Source organism: Phyllobacterium sp. CCNWLW109, from assembly GCF_037203905.1.
Classification (GTDB): Bacteria; Pseudomonadota; Alphaproteobacteria; order Rhizobiales; family Rhizobiaceae; genus Phyllobacterium; species Phyllobacterium ifriqiyense.
Genome location: NZ_JBBCBK010000003.1, coordinates 90,307 through 108,472, shown reverse-complemented (window position 1 = coordinate 108,472; position 18,166 = coordinate 90,307). Strand labels below are relative to the sequence as shown.

16 protein-coding genes and 1 pseudogene are annotated in these 18,166 nt (G+C 51.2%); 6 read left to right on the top strand and 11 right to left on the bottom strand.

Annotated elements, in window-relative coordinates; all coding sequences use genetic code 11:
• The 10 genes from V9K92_RS11095 to sppA form a co-directional block, all read right to left on the bottom strand.
• Complete coding sequence (locus tag V9K92_RS11095; protein ID WP_115051542.1) at window positions 1–2,814, bottom strand: [protein-PII] uridylyltransferase; 2,814 nt, start codon at window positions 2,812–2,814, stop codon at window positions 1–3.
• 96 nt (window positions 2,815–2,910) lie between these two features.
• On the bottom strand, window positions 2,911–5,634 hold the full coding sequence (gene mutS, locus V9K92_RS11090; RefSeq protein ID WP_443094458.1) for a DNA mismatch repair protein MutS: 2,724 nt from the start codon (window positions 5,632–5,634) through the stop codon (window positions 2,911–2,913).
• Between the two features lie 105 nt (window positions 5,635–5,739).
• Window positions 5,740–6,630, bottom strand: a complete 891-nt coding sequence (locus V9K92_RS11085) for a GNAT family N-acetyltransferase (RefSeq protein ID WP_370878770.1) — start codon at window positions 6,628–6,630, stop codon at window positions 5,740–5,742.
• A 113-nt stretch (window positions 6,631–6,743) separates the two neighbouring features.
• On the bottom strand, window positions 6,744–7,241 hold the full coding sequence (gene lspA, locus V9K92_RS11080; RefSeq protein ID WP_115051541.1) for a signal peptidase II: 498 nt from the start codon (window positions 7,239–7,241) through the stop codon (window positions 6,744–6,746).
• 13 nt (window positions 7,242–7,254) lie between these two features.
• Complete coding sequence (locus tag V9K92_RS11075; RefSeq protein ID WP_115051540.1) at window positions 7,255–8,124, bottom strand: TrmH family RNA methyltransferase; 870 nt, start codon at window positions 8,122–8,124, stop codon at window positions 7,255–7,257.
• The gene (locus tag V9K92_RS11070) at window positions 8,121–9,227 is read right to left on the bottom strand and encodes a class I SAM-dependent rRNA methyltransferase (RefSeq protein WP_307282181.1); all 1,107 of its coding nucleotides are present in this window, start codon (window positions 9,225–9,227) and stop codon (window positions 8,121–8,123) included. The genes V9K92_RS11075 and V9K92_RS11070 overlap by 4 nt, the downstream gene beginning before the upstream one ends.
• Before the next feature lie 33 nt (window positions 9,228–9,260).
• Window positions 9,261–10,226, bottom strand: coding sequence for an ornithine cyclodeaminase family protein (locus V9K92_RS11065; RefSeq protein ID WP_337354001.1), 966 nt, complete (start codon window positions 10,224–10,226; stop codon window positions 9,261–9,263).
• A 19-nt stretch (window positions 10,227–10,245) separates the two neighbouring features.
• Complete coding sequence (locus V9K92_RS11060) at window positions 10,246–10,578, bottom strand: LapA family protein (protein WP_115051537.1); 333 nt, start codon at window positions 10,576–10,578, stop codon at window positions 10,246–10,248.
• A 37-nt stretch (window positions 10,579–10,615) separates the two neighbouring features.
• Window positions 10,616–10,900, bottom strand: a complete 285-nt coding sequence (locus V9K92_RS11055) for an integration host factor subunit beta (protein ID WP_115051536.1) — start codon at window positions 10,898–10,900, stop codon at window positions 10,616–10,618.
• A 78-nt stretch (window positions 10,901–10,978) separates the two neighbouring features.
• Window positions 10,979–11,965 (bottom strand): signal peptide peptidase SppA, encoded by a 987-nt coding sequence (gene sppA / locus V9K92_RS11050; protein WP_337354366.1) that lies wholly within the window; start codon window positions 11,963–11,965, stop codon window positions 10,979–10,981.
• A gap of 247 nt (window positions 11,966–12,212) precedes the next feature.
• Between sppA and lptC the strand changes: the two genes are divergently transcribed.
• The 6 genes and pseudogenes from lptC (at window position 12,213) to ptsN (ending at window position 17,601) form a co-directional block, all read left to right on the top strand.
• On the top strand, window positions 12,213–12,950 hold the full coding sequence (lptC, locus tag V9K92_RS11045) for an LPS export ABC transporter periplasmic protein LptC (RefSeq protein ID WP_115051535.1): 738 nt from the start codon (window positions 12,213–12,215) through the stop codon (window positions 12,948–12,950).
• Between the two features lie 54 nt (window positions 12,951–13,004).
• Window positions 13,005–13,613, top strand: a complete 609-nt coding sequence (locus tag V9K92_RS11040; RefSeq protein WP_115051534.1) for an LptA/OstA family protein — start codon at window positions 13,005–13,007, stop codon at window positions 13,611–13,613.
• Between the two features lie 118 nt (window positions 13,614–13,731).
• Window positions 13,732–14,460 (top strand): annotated as a pseudogene (gene lptB / locus V9K92_RS11035) (LPS export ABC transporter ATP-binding protein); the annotation flags it as partial.
• 167 nt (window positions 14,461–14,627) lie between these two features.
• Window positions 14,628–16,265, top strand: coding sequence for an RNA polymerase factor sigma-54 (gene rpoN / locus V9K92_RS11030; protein ID WP_115051532.1), 1,638 nt, complete (start codon window positions 14,628–14,630; stop codon window positions 16,263–16,265).
• 200 nt (window positions 16,266–16,465) lie between these two features.
• The gene (hpf, locus tag V9K92_RS11025) at window positions 16,466–17,056 is read left to right on the top strand and encodes a ribosome hibernation-promoting factor, HPF/YfiA family (RefSeq protein WP_115051531.1); all 591 of its coding nucleotides are present in this window, start codon (window positions 16,466–16,468) and stop codon (window positions 17,054–17,056) included.
• A gap of 80 nt (window positions 17,057–17,136) precedes the next feature.
• Window positions 17,137–17,601, top strand: coding sequence for a PTS IIA-like nitrogen regulatory protein PtsN (gene ptsN, locus V9K92_RS11020; RefSeq protein WP_008127044.1), 465 nt, complete (start codon window positions 17,137–17,139; stop codon window positions 17,599–17,601).
• 45 nt (window positions 17,602–17,646) lie between these two features.
• Here ptsN and V9K92_RS11015 read toward each other — a convergent pair whose 3' ends face one another.
• On the bottom strand, window positions 17,647–18,075 hold the full coding sequence (locus V9K92_RS11015; protein ID WP_115051630.1) for a Fur family transcriptional regulator: 429 nt from the start codon (window positions 18,073–18,075) through the stop codon (window positions 17,647–17,649).
• Window positions 18,076–18,166 lie beyond the last annotated feature (91 nt).

The window sequence follows — 18,166 nt, the reverse complement described above, 5'->3', positions numbered from 1 at the left end:
CTATTCTGCCGTCATGAGGGCGTTTTGCCGTTGAGGCTGGGCTGTAATAATGTCGCCCTCGCCGAAAAGCGCGAGAAGTTTTTTACGGATGCGGCTTTGTCGGGTCGTATTGGTAATTTGATGGCCAACAAGGTCGGTCACATAGAAAACGTCGATAACCTTTTCGCCGAATGTCGTCACATGTGCCGAGGCAATGTCGAGCGATAAGTCGGAGATTACTCCTGTAATCTCTGACAGAACGCCCGGACGATCCAAACCTTCAACTTCGATTACCGTGAATTTGTTTGATAGAGTATTGTTGATCTCCACCCGGGGCGTAATCTTGAATGCCTTTGCAGCGCGCTTAGGCTTTGTTCTGGAGGCAAGCATCTCAGGCAGATAGGTTTTGCCCGACAATACGTCCTCAATTAAACGTCCAACGCGCGTGGCGCGCCGCCGCTCGTCATCGTCAGTTGCAAATTCACGGCTGATCAGGATTGTGTCGAGCGCCCGCCCATCACTAGTGGTAAAAATCTGTGCGTCGACGATATTCGCGCCTGCAGCCGCGCATGCACCCGCGATGACGGATAGAAGTCGCGGATGATCTGGAGAAAGGACAGTAATTTCCGTCACACCTTCGAAATCGTGAGTTTTCACCATGGTAGCAAGTGTCTTGCCACTGGCGTCAGATTCTCGAACAAAGGTCGCATGGCGCACCTGATCGGCAATGCTCACTGTCAGCAGGTAGTTCTGATAGTGAAGTGCGAGATAAGATTGACGTTCGACCTGCGGCCACGATGACAGAGCATGCTCAAGCTGCGCTCTGGCGTGGTCGGTTCGCTCTTTGCGCGGCACTTCCGAAAAACCGCCTGTAAGCATCAATTCCGTTTCGTAGAACAGATTTCGCAATAACTGCCCCTTCCAGCCGTTCCACACACCGGGGCCGACTGCTTTTATGTCGCAAATCGTCAGGATCAGCAGCAGTTTCATGCGGTCGAGCGTTTGTACAATCTCGGCAAAGTCTTCGATTGTTTTGCGATCATTCAAGTCGCGTGATTGCGCGACCATGCTCATTGTCAGATGCTGCTCGACCAACCAGGCCACGGTCTGGGTATCTGCCTTGGAAAGACCCAAGCGCGGGCATATGCGTTTAGCAATACGTGCACCTGCAATGGAATGATCTTCCGGGCGGCCTTTCGCAATGTCATGTAGCAGAAGCGCAATATATATGAGACTACGGTCCTTTTTCAGGCCGGGCATGATCTGATTGGCTAAGGGATGCTCCTGTTCGAGTTCCCCGCGCTCGATTTCGGACATTACTGCGATGCATCGCAGTAAATGCTCATCAACGGTGTAGTGATGGTACATATTGAACTGCATCATCGCGACGACTTTGCCAAAATCCGGAATGAACTTACCCAATACGCCGGATTCGTTCATGCGGCGTAGGATAAGTTCCGGATTGCGTTCTGAAGTCAGGATTTCCAGGAAGAGTTTGTTGGCCTCCTGATTGTCGCGCAGGTCTGCTTTGATCAGAGAAAGAGAGCGCGTAACCAGTTGCATCGCATCCGGGTGAAATTCCAACCCATGTTTGTCAGCAAGATGGAAAAGACGGATGAGGTTCACAGGGTCCTTGTGAAATACTCCGTCATTGGCAATCGTAATGCGGTGATTGTCGACAACAAAATCCGTGGTTCCCGCCAATTTACGTTTTCGGCGCGAAAAAGTGAGGAAAATCCGGTTGAAACCTGGAACATGCTTCGCCTGCTCCTCTTCCAGCGCAGCACAAATGATACGCGTTAGATCGCCAACTTCTTTCGCCACAAGAAAGTAATGTTTCATAAAGCGCTCGACATCCCGTTGTCCGGGATGCGCGGTATAGCCAAGGCGCCTTGCGATTTCGCTCTGTATATCGAAAGAAAGACGTTCTTCGGACTTTCCTGTAAGAAAGTGCATGTGGCAGCGAACTGCCCATAAAAGGTCTTCAGCCTTGCGGAAAATATTGTGTTCCGCGCGCGAAAGCACGCCCAGTTTGACCAATTCATCGCTTGTCTTGACGCGATAATAATATTTGGCGATCCAGAAGAGTGTATGCAGGTCGCGCTGACCGCCTTTGCCTTCCTTTACGTTCGGTTCGACGAGATAGCGGGTTGCGCCGGATTTCTTGTGGCGCGCATCCCGCTCTGCAAGCTTTGCTTCGATGAAGGCGGGACCGGTGCCCTCAACAACCTCTTTATCAAATCGCTCAATGAGCTTGTCGAACAGCTCCTGATTGCCGCAAATATAGCGTGCCTCCAGAATACTGGTGCGGATGGTCATATCCGAAAGCGATAAGCGGACTGATTCATCCAGATTGCGGGTAGCATGACCAATTTTCAGGCCAATATCCCAAAGCATATATAGAATGTATTCGACCACCTGCTCACCCCAGGGGGTTTGCTTATAGGGTAGGAGAAATAACAGATCGATATCAGAACCTGGAGCCAGACCGCCGCGGCCATAACCACCAACCGCTATGATCGTCATTTTCTCTGAAGTCGAAGGATTGACTGCGGGATAAACATGGCGGGTTGCAAAATTATAGAGCGCCGTAATGATCTGATCCATCAACCATGAGAGACGCACGGAGCATCGCGTGCCGCGGGCATCTTGCATCAGCATCGTTTCAGCGCTTTTGCGGCCAAGTTCCAGCGTTTGCTTGATGAGCTGCAAAACATCGCTGCGCTCGACAGACGGTTTGCCCTGCTTGGCTGCCGCTTTGACGAGATCTTCAAATTGTTGATGAAGCCTGTCCGGGCTGACGATCTGTTCCAGTTTCAGGTCTGTGGCGCTCATGAACACGACTTTACAAATGATGGCCGCACGCTATAGCGCGAATTTGCGCCAAACGAAATGATTACATTTTGAAGCAGGCAGTAATACGTCTTGGCGCTAATGTGCGCTTAGTCCTTTCAGGCGGTAAAGTTCTTCAAGTGCTTCGCGTGGGGTCAACTCGTCGGGGTTAATTGCCGATAGGGCGACAAGGAGCGCACTGTCTTTCCCTTGGACTGGCTTGGGTGCCTGTCGTTTTACCTCTACGGAAAACAGCGGCAAATCATCAATTAGCTTATCCGCTTTGCCGGAGGTTTCGCCAGCTTCCAGCTGATGCAAAACATCGCGGGCCCGATTTACGACAGCTTCAGGCAAACCCGCCAGACGTGCCACCTGCACACCATAGGAACGGTCGGCTGCACCCTTGGCAACCTCATGCAAAAATACAACGTCTCCGTCCCATTCCTTTACCCGCATTGTTACATTGCTTAGGCGCTCAAGCTTTTCGGAAAGCGAAGTCATTTCATGAAAATGCGTTGCAAAGATTGCGCGGCATTGATTTTTCTCATGCAAATATTCAACCGCTGCCCACGCGATGGAAAGACCATCGAAAGTCGCAGTGCCGCGTCCGATCTCATCAAGGATCACAAGGGAACGATCCGTTGCCTGGTTCAAAATCGCAGCCGTTTCGACCATTTCTACCATGAATGTAGAGCGGCCGCGTGCCAAGTCATCGGATGCACCAACGCGGGAGAACAGCCGATCGACCACGCCTATATGCGCTGAACCCGCAGGGACAAAAGAACCCATTTGGGCGAGGATGGCTATAAGCGCGTTCTGGCGCAGAAAAGTTGATTTACCGCCCATATTGGGGCCCGTCAGGAGCCAAATGGCTCCTTTACCGGTGGTGAGCGGCGAGAGATTGCAGTCGTTAGCAACAAAAGGATTTTCTGCCTGCCGTCTAAGGGATTGCTCGACCACAGGATGACGCCCGGCGACAATCTCGAAAGCTAAGCTGTCGTCGACAAGTGGGCGGCAATATCCTTGTTCGCCGGAGAGAGCAGCCAGAGCAACGGATACATCAAGGGTTGATAATGCGAGTGCGCCAGCACGTATGGCGTCAGCATTGAGAATCGTTTCATTTGTCAAAGCGTCGAAGATACCAAGTTCGATCGAAAGAGCCCGTTCTGCTGCATTTGCGATTTTGGTTTCAAGCTCAGCCAGCTCGGTGGTTGTAAACCGCATGGCATTGGCGATTGTTTGACGATGTATGAACTTGCTCTTTGCCTCAACGCTATCCGTCATGACGGAAGCATTGTTCGCAGTTACCTCGATGAAGTAGCCCAGTACATTATTATGCTTGATTTTCAGCGATCGGATGCCTGTGGTTTCCATATAGTCGGCTTGCAAGCCGGCGATGATCCGGCGCGAGTGATCCCGCAGAGCACGCATTTCATCGAGTTCGGCGTGATATTCCGCACGAACAAATCCCCCATCACGTTTTAGCAACGGCAATTCATCAGCCAAAGACCGGTCAAGGTGTGCGGTAAAATCCAGCGGCAATTGGGCGAGACATTCGCGAACGCGGGTAAGTTCCGACGGTAATTCTTCACCCGAAAACAAGTGAAAAATCTCGGAGGCGGCTTCCAGACCAAGCGCGAGAGCTCCAAGGTCACGCGGACCACCGCGGCCAACTGCAAGCCGCGACAACGCGCGAGGCATGTCAGGAACGCCTCTTAGGGCCGATTGCATCAGATCGGCCAGGGGTTGCCTTGCAAGGAAGAACGAAATGGAGTCAAGGCGTTCGGCGATAGCTGCCGGATCAGTTAAGGGCGATGTCAAGCGCTCGGCCAGAAGACGTGCACCACCGCCCGTTGTTGTTCGGTCAATCGCTCGCAGCAGGCTACCTTCACGTTTGCCGGAAAGCGTGCGTAGGAGCTCAAGGTTCCCCCGCGTCGCTGGATCTATGAAAAGCGAAGAACCTTCCGATTCCCGTTCCGGACGCATCAAGGGAGGGCGTTCCGCGAGCTGTGTTTTTTCTACATAGGCGATAGCGCCCGATATGGCGGAGAGTTCAGCGCGTGAAAACTGACCAAACCCATCTAGAGTGCTGACATCAAAATAGCGTTGTATGCGATTTTCTGCTGTGGCGCTGTCAAACAGGCTTGGCGGTTGGGGGCTCACAGCGCGCCCGACAATATCAAAAACTGCACGCAATTCCGGGTCGTGAAAAACTGTGTCCGCCACAATCAGTTCGCGAGGGTCGACGCGGAGTATATCTGCCAGTAAACGCGAAGCGTCCGATTCACTGACGCGGAAAGTTCCGGTTGAGATGTCGATCCAGGCAAGGGCAAATTGGGTCTTATCCGCGCCTTTGACGCGGCCCATAGTCATCAGATAGTTTGCTTCAGAAGGATCAAGGAGTTTCTCTTCAGTGATCGTTCCCGGTGTAACCAATCGAACAACATCGCGCTTTACAACGGATTTTGAACCACGCTTCCTTGCTTCGGCCGGATCTTCCACCTGTTCGCAAACTGCAACCCGAAAGCCTCGTGCTATCAGTTTCTGCAAATAGTCATCAGCGGCATGGACCGGGACGCCGCACATGGGAATATCTTCGCCAAGATGTTTTCCACGCTTTGTCAGGGTAATCCCGAGGGCCCTGGAAGCTTCGACGGCATCGTCGAAAAAAAGCTCGTAAAAATCGCCCATTCGATAAAACAGAAGACTGTCAGGATTAGTCGCTTTAATCTCGATATACTGCTCCATCATCGGCGTTGGACGCGCCGAGATATTCGCTTCATATGGGGATTGTTCAATTACAGAGGATGCCAATTCGGCCAAAACTTGTCTCCTGAGCTAAGCAGGAGCAATCTATTCGGTATCCGCGAATTTACACACCTCTGCAGAGTCAAACTGCGATATTCTCCACAGGTGATAAAACGATGTCTATCCGAAACGTTTCGATTCGGCCGCATAATGGCTGACGTAGCGTTCGGAGATGCGGCTAACGGGCAAAATGATGCAAACATCCGTTGTGCCAAAATCGTGATCGATAACGGCACCATCACCTATCATTGCACCAAGTCGCAAATAACCTTTGATCAAGGGTGGCATCGCAAAGAGTGCCACACGGGCATTGATAGCTTCGTTCGGAACAAGGTCCATGGCTTGATAAAGAGCAGGTAAAGCTTTGACATCCCAGTCGGCCGTTGCCCGGCAATTGTGATGAAGAAAGGAGAGCGGCAAAGCATGGGCGGCCGGAACAGTGCCTTGGAAGGATGCGCATCCAAACATCACGCCAATTGAATGGAACCGGCAATAGGTCCAGATGCCTTGCCAGAGCAATTCGACAGTACGTTTCGAGCGATATTCAGGCAGGACACAGGAACGGCCAAGTTCGAGAAAACGCAAATCCGGCTTGGCGGCGACGAGGCGTTCGATGGAAAATTCGCTTGCAGTATAAAAACCGCCTGTCTCGAACGCTTTTTCGGAACGCAGGAGTCGGTATGTTCCAACGATCTGTTTGTGCTTTGGTCCAGGTATTGCCGTGTCATAAACAAGGAGGTGATCGCAAAAGGGATCAAACCGATCAGCGTCGCGCTGCTCTAATGTTGCAGAACCTTTGGCGCCCAGTTCGTCAAAGAATACTTTGAACCGCAATTGCTGGGAGGAGGCAATTTCGTCCTCGGTTTGCGCAAGGCAAACCTCCATAGTCCCGATTCGGCCAAGCACCGAGACAATCTGTGGAGCCGTAAATGGCGAAGATGTTGAATCAACCTGCGACATGATGCTTTGATCTTTAGAGATTGAAGCGGATTCAAGCAAGGAGATGTCCATATCGATTTGACCCTCGTCGGAGGTTGACCGGTAGTCGTTCTCGCCCTCATTACTACGATTTAATGACGGCAACATGACGTAAAACGAAGGCCAAACCGGCGATGCTTGATCCGCTAGTTTGCCTTATCAGGCGGGTTCTTCCGCTCTTTAGCCCAAACAAAAAACTCTTCAATTACAACCAATGCTGCACCAACAGAAATATAGGCATCGGCGAGATTGAAAACGGCGAATGACCATGATGGCAGATGGAAAAGAATATAGTCGATTACATAGCCATGAACGCTGCGATCAATGAGGTTACCGAGAGCGCCGCCAATAATAAGCGCAAAGCCCGCACGAGAAATCCACCGATCCGGGTTTGTACTCCACCAAAGGTAACTTACGAAGCCTATGACGACGAGTGTAAGCCCTATGAGCGCAATGTCGTGCATTCCGCTCAACATTGAAAAGGCAATGCCTTCATTGTGAACACGAAATAATGCCAGAAAGGGTAAAAGATCGATTTGCTGCTGATAATCCATACCTGTTTCGACGAGATATTTGATTATCTGGTCGGTCAGGACAGCAACCATGATGATTGCAGAAAGGCTAAAAAAACGCGTGCGGCTCATAAATGGCATTTTCTCAAGTGGTCGCGTCAAGCTTCAGGGCGTCACGCCGGATTTCAAACAGCATTACTCCGGTTGCGATGGCAAGATTAAGGGAGTCAGCTCGGCCGGCTTGGGGTATTCGCGCCAGCCGATCACATGCCGAGGACAGCTGATCGGGTAGGCCCTGCTGCTCGTTGCCCATTAACAAGACGACCGGCTTATTGGCGTAAGGGATAGTCCGATAGTCCACTGAACCCTTGAGATGCGTTCCAACGATCAGACCCGTGAAACTCTTTCTCCAGGATAGAAATTCTGCTTCCGTTGCCCTGATGAGGGGAACTGCAAATACCGACCCCATTGTCGCGCGAACCGTTTCAAGCGAGAACGGGTCCGTGGTGTCGCCGATGAGGATAATACCTTTGGCGCCTGCTGCGTCGGCAGTTCGAATGATTGTACCGAGGTTTCCAGGGTCCCGAACCCGATCCAGAGCCACGAAAACGTCGTTGGCTTGTGGACGGATGTTGGAAAGCATTTGGAGGTTTTGCTGGAACACCCCGACTACCATTTGCGGGTTGTCACGCCGGGTTATTGCCGAGATGATCTTTTCATTGACCTCCAGCACATCGCCGCCCTTGGCCACCGTTCTGGCGGCAACTTGCTCGACAAGCGAGTTTCCCTTACCGGCTTTGGAGTAAACCAAGGTCTTGATTGTCCAACCAAGGTCGAGTGCGTCGATGACGAGCTTTAGTCCTTCGGCAAGAAACACACCCTGCTGATCGCGGAATTTTTTCAATGCCAGCGAACGCAGATCCTTGACGATCGGGTTTGTAAGGCTGGTGACTTCCTTGACTTTGCCCGGGCGGACAATGCCGCTGCCGCGATGGTGGTCGTCCTGCTTGCTCATGATGCACCCCAGCGGCTGAAGAGAGATGTGGAAAGGGCGCGCTTTGAGGAGCGCTCGCGAAGAATAAGTTCGCCGGACTGCACTTCGCCGCCAAGGCCCGTAAACGTATCCCGCATCAATTCGTGAATGGCAAAAAATGATGCGCGGATCGAATAGGCAGTTAAGACGACCGCCAAGGGATTTGGGGTAAGAATTGATCGGCATAAATCAATCATGTCTGGCAAATTGTCGAAAAGTTGCCAGACCTCGCCGTTGGGGCCGCGCCCATAGGCAGGTGGATCAAGGAGGATGATGTCGTAACCATTTCCGCGGCGTTCTTCCCGCGCCACGAATTTCATTGCATCTTCGCATATCCAGCGAATAGGCTTGCTCGATAGTCCAGCCATTTCCTGATTTTCGCGTGCCCAGAGAATGGCTTTCTTCGACGCGTCTACATGCGTGACCTCGGCGCCTGCCCGGGCTGCTACGAGTGAAGCAACCCCCGTATAACCAAAGAGGTTTAGCACTTTGACGGGGCGTTTTGCACCGCGGATCAGATCATGCATATACGCCCAATGCGTCCCCTGTTCAGGAAATACGCCAACATGCCGGAATGAGGTGAAACGACCCAAAAACGAAATGCCATCATAAGCGAGCGGCCAGGTTTCACCCAACGGCACATTAGGAAACTGCCAGCGCCCAACGCCCTCTTCATCTGTATTGCCGGTGAAAATTGCATCGGCCTTGTCCCACTCGCTCTTACTCCACGCCGGAAGCCAGATCGCTTGACCTTCCGGGCGGACAATCCGGTAAGGGCCATACTGTTCCAGTTTCAAACCATTGCCGCTATCAAGAAGCGCATAATTTTCAGACGGAAGCGTTTCCAGAATAAGCCCAGTCTTTTCCTGCGGACGTGCACCGGTACGGCGGGTAACCACGCGCTTTGGAGTTTGTTCTGTTCGCGGCGATGCACGCTCCGTTTCTTCATCGGAGGAACGGTGCGCTTTGGCGAATTGCGGGCGGGGCTTCGTTACGCTTTGCCGCTGCACAGCATTTTTTGAAACGTCACCTTGTCGGCCACTGCCGTTTTTCGTTTTTCTAATTTTACCGCCGGGCGATTTCAAACCGTATTTTCCTTGCAACCTTTTCCAAGGTTACTACGCCATTGCCTTTTCATAGACAAGGATACCCGCAGCAAGGTCTTCAAGAGCTGCGCCAACAGATTTGAACAATGTAATCTCGCCCGTCGATTGACGACCTCTCATTGTTCCTCGTGTGAGGTCGAACAAATCGCCAATTATGTGGCCGGAATCGATTACCCCGGCCTTGATCGGCTGGACGATATCACCGCCCTCTTTTAGCGCTCCGTCTCTCGTATCAACAAAAACACGCGCTCGTTTGATGCACTCATCGTCACTTTCTCGCATCTTCGGCGTAAAAGCACCGATAAGATCGACGTGTGCGCCGGCTTTCAGATGTTTTCCAAGGATCAACGGCTCGGTGGATAGCGTACCGGCGGTGATGATATCGGCCTCCGCGATCGCTGCATCCTTGTCTTCAACAGCTCTGGCGTTAAAACCGTCCCGGATCAACTCTACCGCTACTTTCTCGGCTCCGGCAAAATTTCTGTTCCAGATCGAGATGTCGTTAATTGGACGTATGGCGCTATGAGCTCGGGCCAAAAAGCCCGAAAGTGCGCCCGCACCGAGAACCACAAGCTTTGATGCATCTTCCCGGGCGAGATAGCGTGCTGCAAGAGCGGACGCCCCTGCTGTCCGCCATAAGGTCAGGCGTTGACCATCTATAAGAGCTTTTGGTTCACCGGTCTTACCGTCGAGCAACAGATATACACCCATCACGGCAGGTTTCGAGACGGCACCATTATCTGGCGAGACAGTTACAATCTTGACGCCCATATAACCCTTGGACGAGTCGCCCAGCGCATCAAAATCGGACCATGCGGGCATTAGAAGCAGTGTGGAGGCCGCTCCATCCGGGCGCTCAACAGTATGATGGTGGCGCACGGGCTGGATCACGCCTTGGCGGAATGCCAGCTCGATTGCGTTAATCATGTCGGGCCAGTTCAACAGTGCATCGACCTCAACGGGGGAGACGAGTTTCATTAAAGGTCCTTGATAGAAATTAATGCAAGGAGGGAAGATTGGGTGTCGAGGCCGTTTCAGTGGCTGCCTTGCGCGCTTCCTTGCGTAACATTTCTGCTTCGAGCTTGCGTTGACGCGCCAGCTTGCGATGCTTGCCCTGATTGGACCAAGTGACAAGACTGCCGAGAACAAGACCGATGATCAAAGCGGCAAACAACCAGACAAACAAAGGAGCCGAGTAGGAAAGCGCAGGGTTGCCCGGATTGAAGGGATCAATCGTAAACAGGGCATTACCGCGATTGGCAACCGATAAAGCGATCAGAATAATCGCGATCGGTACGAGAATCAGTACGGCGACCACGCGATTAATCATATTGAAGCCTCTTTTTGCTTATTCACTAAGTATGGATTCAGCTGTTTGCATTCAGCCTGTCGCGGAGTTCCTTGCCGGTCTTGAAGAACGGTACCCACTTCTCTTCGACGTCAACGCTTTCACCTGTTCGCGGGTTGCGGCCGCTGCGGGCCGGCCGGTTCTTTACGGAAAATGCACCGAAGCCTCGTAGCTCGACGCGATTGCCCTCAGCCAAAGCATCTGTAATTTCGTCAAAGATGGCGCCGACAATATTCTCCACATCGCGCTGGAATAGATGCGGATTGCGGTTGGCAATTATTTGCACAAGCTCTGATTTGATCACAGCAAAATTCCCTTCTGGTTTTGAGATCAGGATACACAGTCGAACTGGACTATGCCACTGATCTTATATGTAAATAGCTTATTGCGCTCCCACGGGCTTGCCGTCAACGTGCCAAACCGAAACGAGTCCGTCAAGAAACATCCTGTCGCCAGTAATTTCGTGGAGCACTCCAGTGCTTGTCTCGGGCAGACCCAGCAGTTTGGCAGCCATTTTCATCGCCGATTGCGAGAAAAGAGAACCAAAGGTGGATTTTTCAACCGGGTTCCACTCAACGACCTTAAGCTTCGGGTCTACGCCCTTACCTTCAAGCCATTCAAGCGCCTTTTCTTCGCCGCCAAGCGCGTCGATAAGTTTGTTCGATAGAGCCTGACGACCAGTAAATACGGAGCCATCTGCCAGCGCCAACGCCTGTTCGTGGTTAAATTTGCGACGATCCTCAACGAGGCCCACAAACCAATTGTAGGAATCGATTATCATGCGATGGATCATTGCCTTGGCTTCGTCGCTTGCAGGATTGAAAAAATTGGGTTCAGCTTTCAGCGGGCTGGATTTAATAGTTTCGACTTTTACACCGACCTTTGTCAAAAGCTCCGATATATCCGGATACTGAAACAAGACGCCAATGGACCCGACAATGGACGACTGCCTTGCAACAATATGATCCGTAGCGACTGCGATCATATATCCGGCTGATGCAGCCAAAGTCCCAACCTGCGCAACGACGGGTTTTTTCTCTGCAATTTTGCGGACAGATTCGTAAATTGCTTCACCGCCAGCAGTGGTGCCACCGGGTGAATCAATGGACACGATAACACCTTTGACGGCGTCGGACTCCCCAATATCTTTCAAGCGTTTGAGAAGCTCTTCATCTTCAAGAATTGTTCCCTCAACACGCACTTTTGCAATGTGAGGAACGGATTTGCTTGTATAGCCTTCCGAACCGCTGGTGATGAGATAGATCGCAATCAAAGCAAAAGCAGCCACCAGCAAAGCAACAATACGCCAGAAAGTTACCTTTCGCCGTAGCTTGCGCCTATCGATAATTGCATCCGCTGTGTTGGCCATCATTTTTGTCCGTTTCGCCAATGTTTGTGATACTCTTTTGCGATATCGCCCAGTGGAAGTCCAGACAGTGCGCCAATCGATGAGTACAAATATGGGTGCGCGAATGACCTTGTAACTGGCCATCTCACCACATACTTGTTCCTACACGCATCGCATATGCTCTAAATCACGTCTATTTCATCGAAAAATAACCATATTGGCGTTGAACTAGCTAGAAATATTATAAACGGTAACAGCAGCCAAACCCATGTCTATTGAAAAAACCGATATCACTGGTGTGCGAAATGCCGCCGCAGACGCCGAGCATCATGCGACGGTTGCACGGCAATTTGCGGCATCCGACAAGGGATCGACTGTTTTCGAAGCTGCGGAACGTCATTCGCGCCGCGTTCGGTTGTTGAAGTTTTCTTTGCCTGTAATTGCCCTTGTGGGCGCTGCGGTATTTTCGTGGTTTACATTCTTTTCCGCCTCGGGCGTTCCAAACAACATTGCTCTGGATGGTGCTGGAATCGAGGATGGCAAGCTTGTGATGACGAATCCCAAGCTCGACGGCTTTACCAAGGATAAGCTTCCCTACAAAATGAGTGCTGTAAGAGCCTTGCAGCAGGTTGGAAACAGTTCAGTCATATCGCTTGAAGGTATTGACGCGGAAATTCCAATCGGCAAAGACATGCGCGCTGAGGTTAAAGCGAAGTCAGGGGTTTTCGACAATGCCAACAGGCAGTTGAAGCTCGACAGCGAGATAAGTTTGGTGACATCGGATGGCATAACTGCTCAGTTGCAATCTGCCGATATTGATATTGCCGGAAATACCATGTCCACCAATGATCCAGTCAGCGTAAAAAATCGTAATGGCAGTATTGTTGCCGATAGTATGCAGATCACTGAGGGTGGTAAGGTAGTGACGTTTGAAAAGCGTGTAAGGCTTGTCATTCAACCTACAAAGCTGCAAGAAGGTGACAATGAGGTAAAATCGTCCAACTGATCTACAGTCGGGATTGTTACTTTGAAGAAATTTCTCGGATTAGGAGAGAGAGCAATGTCTTTCGGGGCGAAACTGATCAGGATATCATCGGTTGCAGTGAGTTTGTTGGCCTCCGCGTTGGTTGTCCCTGCCATGGCGCAGCAGACTCCAGGTGCAGCGCCCGGCGGTATAAAGCTTTCAGGCGATCAGCCAATTCAGATCGATTCCGACAAGGTCGTGCTGCATAATGATGCAGGTACCGCAACATTCACTGGAAATGTTACGGTTGTTCAGGGCGCAACCTTGCTAAAAGCAGGCTCAATGATCGTCTACTACGTTAAAGGTGGCAATAAAGATGCCGCAAACGCAGATGCTTCGAAAGTTTCGAGCGGCGTGGCTGGTGCCGGAGCCCAGGACATTGATCATCTCGAAGTCAGCGATAAAGTCTATGTGAAGTCTGAAGACCAAGTAGCCACCGGGGATCACGGTACATTTGACATGAAGACCGAAGTGCTCGTCCTGACGGGAAGCAAGGTCGTCCTTTCCCAAGGGGACAATGTTGCTGTTGGATGTAAGCTTACAGCTCAGCTGAAAACCGGTGAAGCTCAGCTGGAAAGCTGCAAGAGTGGCCAGACCGGACGCGTTTCAATCGTCGTTGCGCCTAAAAACGCCCAAAAGAACTAAGCCGCCGGAAGAATTGTAAGTGTCCCTATTTTCACGCCGCTCACCCAGCACAAATGCCGCACGGCCAAACTCCAGTGTTTCACAGGAGATGCGCCCGGCGGATCCCTTGGCCGTGGATCGCATGAAGGGCACACTCGTCGCGCGTGGGATCACGAAAAGCTATAATGGGCGCCAAGTCGTAAATGGCGTTTCATTCGGCGTGCGTTCCGGTGAGGCTGTTGGCATTCTTGGGCCGAATGGCGCTGGCAAGACAACATGTTTTTATATGGTGACCGGGCTCGTGCCAGTCGACAAGGGCACGATAGAAATTGACGGGTTCGATGTCACAACAATGCCCATGTATCGGCGATCGCGCCTTGGCATCGGGTATTTACCGCAAGAGGCCTCAATTTTTCGCGGATTATCAGTAGAAAATAATATCAAGGCCGTGCTCGAGGTTGTCGAAAAGGACAGGCACGCCCGCGCGCAGGAGTTGGATTCACTTCTTGAAGAGTTCCACATTGCCCATTTGCGAAAAGCTCCAGCGATTTCCCTTTCCGGTGGTGAGCGCAGGCGCCTAGAGATCGCGCGTGCTTTGGCCTCGCGTCCAAACTTCATGTTGCTCGACGAGCCGTTTGCTGGTGTTGATCCGATTGCTGTTGCGGATATTCAGCAATTGGTAAGGCATCTGACTGGCCGTGGCATTGGCGTATTGATTACAGACCACAATGTTCGCGAAACGCTCAAGCTCATCGACAGGGCCTATATTATCCATGCCGGTCAGGTTTTGACCCATGGTCGCCCGGACGAAATAATTGCTAATCCGGATGTCCGCCGACTTTATCTTGGTGATGAGTTCAAGCTCTGATTTTGCCGATCAGGCCCTCCGGTGACATAAAAATCTCAACTTTCAAACCCGTACTGGTTGAAAATGACACCAGCACGCGAGTTTTTGGAGCTTTTCAATTGACAAGCAAGGATTGGGCCACTTCTGTACTGCAGTAACTAATACTGTATGGAGTAGCTGCGTATATTATGGCTCTGTCGCCAAAACTCGATCTGAGGCAAACCCAATCTCTGGTGATGACTCCATTGCTGATGCAGTCGATACGGCTGCTGCAGCTGAATCATATCGAGCTTGAGCAGTTCATAGAGCAGGAAATCGAAAAAAACCCATTATTGGAAAGACTGGATGCTTCAGACGACACTATTTTGTTTGGCGGCGTTCATTCCGAACATCGTTCAGACAGCGATCAGGATCTACGAAGCGACGGTAGTGCCGATCGGGTTTTATCTGATGATGCCGATAGTCTTTGGTTGAATAGCGGCGAGACCACCAGCTCAAGTGCAATGTCCGATACGTTTGATAGCTCGCTCGAGAATATTTTTCCTGACGATCCCGGTAGCCGCGATTTTATTGCAAGTGATCTTGCTTCTCAGTGGAAGTCATCTGCAGGCGATGGCTATGTCTCGTCGGGTGGAGAGAACTATAATCTTGAACAGGTGACCGCAGCGCCTCTCAATATGCAGGAGCATATCAGGGAACAGATCATTTTCGCTTTCGAAAAAGCAGAAGATCGAATGATCGCAGCCGAACTCGCTGATCAGGTCGACGAAATTGGTTATTTTCGTGGTGATATTGCCGAACTCGCCATCCGGATTGGTTCTTCCGTTGAACATCTGGAGAAGCTGCTCTTTGTCCTGCAGGGATTTGAGCCCGCAGGCTTGTTTGCACGCGATCTTGCTGAATGCCTGCGGCTTCAATTGCGTGCCAGAAAACGCCTCTCACCAGCGATGGATATCCTGCTTCAAAATCTTGAGCTGCTCGCCAAACGCGATTTTCATAGTTTGAAAAAACTGTGCCGGCTTGGAGACACCGAAATTATCGATATGCTTCGGGAAATACAGTTGCTTGACCCAAAACCAGGCACTGCGTTTTCGTCTGGCATAGCCGATAGTATCATCCCCGATGTTCAGGTTGACCAGGCTCCCGATGGCAGTTGGCGTATCGAGCTTAACTCGGAGACATTGCCCAGGGTGCTGATCAACAACAACTACTATGCAACTATAATGAGGGCGAAAACATCTCCGGACGAAAAGACATTTCTGGGGGAATGCATGCACAATGCGAACTGGTTGATTCGAAGTCTTGACCAGCGCGCTCAGACGATTCTTAAGGTCGCCACGGAGATTGTTCGCCAGCAGGAGCAGTTTCTTTTGCAGGGCGTCGCATATTTGAAACCTCTCAATCTGCGCAATGTTGCCGATGCCATTGGGATGCACGAATCCACGGTTAGCCGGGTCACGACAAATAAGTACATGCTCACCAAGCGCGGCGTTTTCGAACTGCGATACTTTTTCAATGCAGCCATTGCTGCCAGTGAGGGCGCCGAGCAACATTCTTCGCAATCTGTAAGGCATCAAATCAAAATTCTCATTGATGCTGAGTCGCCGGATTCAATCCTTTCGGATGATACAATCGTGGAAATGTTGAAGGAACAAAATATTGATATTGCGCGGCGAACTGTAGCCAAATACCGCGAAGCGATGAACATCGCTTCCTCGGTGCAACGGCGCCGCGAGAAAAAAGCTGAGGCTTCCGCTACCAAGAGCAATGTAAGGTCTGGATTCATTGCTCCGCCACGTGTAGGATTACTGGCAGTGGGCAAATGAACTGGGCCAAAGAAGTCCAGTCAGGGAGAACGAAGCGCTGATAGTTTACGACGATGGAGTTGAAGCGCGCCTAAGGATGGAACATCAGGAAAGTGAAATGTGATTGATCATCCCCGCGATTTTGCGGGATGTCTTTGCTCGATTCGAAACAACAGTGTAGATTGGATCGGGCAATGAAATCACAATGAAGGTGAGGTATCATGAGTCTGCGTGTATCTGGAAAACATATGGACATCGGCGATGCTTTCCGCGTCAAAATCGAAGAGCGGATGGCTGAAATGGTCACCAAATATTTCGGTGGCGGGTATTCTGGCCACGTTACTGTGGAAAAGCAGGGCTCCCGATTTATCGCAGATTGTCTCGTGCGTCTCGATACCGGAACGGTATTGCAGGCCGCTGGTGAAGCTCAAGATCCACAACTGGCATTTGATGCCGCTGGTGAGCGTGTTGACAAGCGGTTGCGCCGCTATAAGCGTCGGCTGAAATCGCATCAGGCTCCTGGCTCAAACGGTGTTTTCGATGATGTTTCTTATCGCGTGATGGCACCCGTACCGGATGAAGATGAGGATATTCCGGAGGATTATGCTCCCACAATCGTCGCTGAAACCTCGATGGCTTTGAGAAGCATGAGCGTTGCATCTGCGGTCGTAGAGCTCGACTTGAAAGATAGTCCTGTGGTTGTGTTCCGCAACGCTGGTAGTACGCAGGTTAATATCGTATATCGCCGCGCAGATGGGAATATTGGTTGGATCGATCCCTCGACGGTGGCCGATCAAGTCGTATCCCGGTAACAAAAAACAAGTTCATGGCGAGTTGAACTACCGTTCGCACTCTTAACAAGGTGCGGACGGTAACTGGAAGGAAGAGAATAATGGATCTGGGTGATCTCATTCAGCCCGACGCTGTCCTGCCCGCATTGAAAGTCAATTCCAAGAAGCAACTCTTGCAGATCATGTCGGAAAAGGCAGCCGCCTTGACCGGTTTGAGCGAGCGCGAGGTTTTCGATACGGTTTTGCAACGCGAGCGTCTAGGATCAACCGGTGTCGGCAATGGCATTGCCATTCCACACGGCAAGATCAACAGCGTAAAGCGTATTGCCGGGGTTTTTGCCCAGTTGGATACGCCTGTCGATTTTGAGGCGTTGGACGATCAGCCCGTCGACATCGTGTTTCTCTTGCTAGCTCCGGAAAATGCTGGCGCTGACCACTTGAAGGCATTGTCCAGGATTGCTCGCATGTTGCGCGATCCAGAGCGGATCGCCAAATTGCGTACCGCCCATGATGCCAGCCTGCTTTATGAGTTGCTGACGTCGCAGCCAGCCTCCAATGCGGCCTGACGGCTTATTGCGTAGTTTTAAAAAAGGCCGCCTTTGGGCGGCTTTTTATTTTTCGGTTTTTCGCGCATAGAGTTCAAGTCGGTGGTGTACAATATCGTACCCGAGCGATTTGGCGATTTCCTCCTGCAGTTTTTCAATTTTGTCCGATTTGAATTCGATGACTGCGCCGGTATCAATATCAATCAGATGGTCATGATGGTCGCCATGCGCCTGTTCAAAACGCGATGGTCCGCCATTGAACGCATGGCGATGTATGGCACCCATATCTTCAAGCAAATTCATCGTTCGATAGACTGTGGAAAGCGAAATGCTGTCGTCAATCTCAATGGCACGATGAAATATTTTCATCGCGTCAGGATGGTCTTCCGTTGAGCTCAAAATATCCAGGATAATGCGCCGGGGCCGCGTAATACGTACGCCCGCTTTGCGCAATTCCTTTTCATATTCAGGTTTCTGATTCAAAGCATGTTTCATAGCTGGAATATGCGTCAGATCGCTCTCAGTTGCAAATTTTCTCAACTGAGGACGCCTTTAAATTTGGTTATAAAGAAATCGCCGCCAATGA

Coding starts and splice junctions, on each gene's coding strand:
- V9K92_RS11095 (WP_115051542.1), bottom strand. CDS start 2,814: ATGAGCGCCACAGACCTGAAACTGGAACAGATCGTCAGCCCGGACAGG.
- V9K92_RS11085 (WP_370878770.1), bottom strand. CDS start 6,630: ATGGACATCTCCTTGCTTGAATCCGCTTCAATCTCTAAAGATCAAAGC.
- lspA (WP_115051541.1), bottom strand. CDS start 7,241: ATGAGCCGCACGCGTTTTTTTAGCCTTTCTGCAATCATCATGGTTGCT.
- V9K92_RS11075 (WP_115051540.1), bottom strand. CDS start 8,124: ATGAGCAAGCAGGACGACCACCATCGCGGCAGCGGCATTGTCCGCCCG.
- V9K92_RS11065 (WP_337354001.1), bottom strand. CDS start 10,226: ATGAAACTCGTCTCCCCCGTTGAGGTCGATGCACTGTTGAACTGGCCC.
- V9K92_RS11060 (WP_115051537.1), bottom strand. CDS start 10,578: ATGATTAATCGCGTGGTCGCCGTACTGATTCTCGTACCGATCGCGATT.
- sppA (WP_337354366.1), bottom strand. CDS start 11,965: ATGGCCAACACAGCGGATGCAATTATCGATAGGCGCAAGCTACGGCGA.
- lptC (WP_115051535.1), top strand. CDS start 12,213: ATGTCTATTGAAAAAACCGATATCACTGGTGTGCGAAATGCCGCCGCA.
- V9K92_RS11040 (WP_115051534.1), top strand. CDS start 13,005: ATGTCTTTCGGGGCGAAACTGATCAGGATATCATCGGTTGCAGTGAGT.
- rpoN (WP_115051532.1), top strand. CDS start 14,628: ATGGCTCTGTCGCCAAAACTCGATCTGAGGCAAACCCAATCTCTGGTG.
- hpf (WP_115051531.1), top strand. CDS start 16,466: ATGAGTCTGCGTGTATCTGGAAAACATATGGACATCGGCGATGCTTTC.
- ptsN (WP_008127044.1), top strand. CDS start 17,137: ATGGATCTGGGTGATCTCATTCAGCCCGACGCTGTCCTGCCCGCATTG.
- V9K92_RS11015 (WP_115051630.1), bottom strand. CDS start 18,075: ATGAAACATGCTTTGAATCAGAAACCTGAATATGAAAAGGAATTGCGC.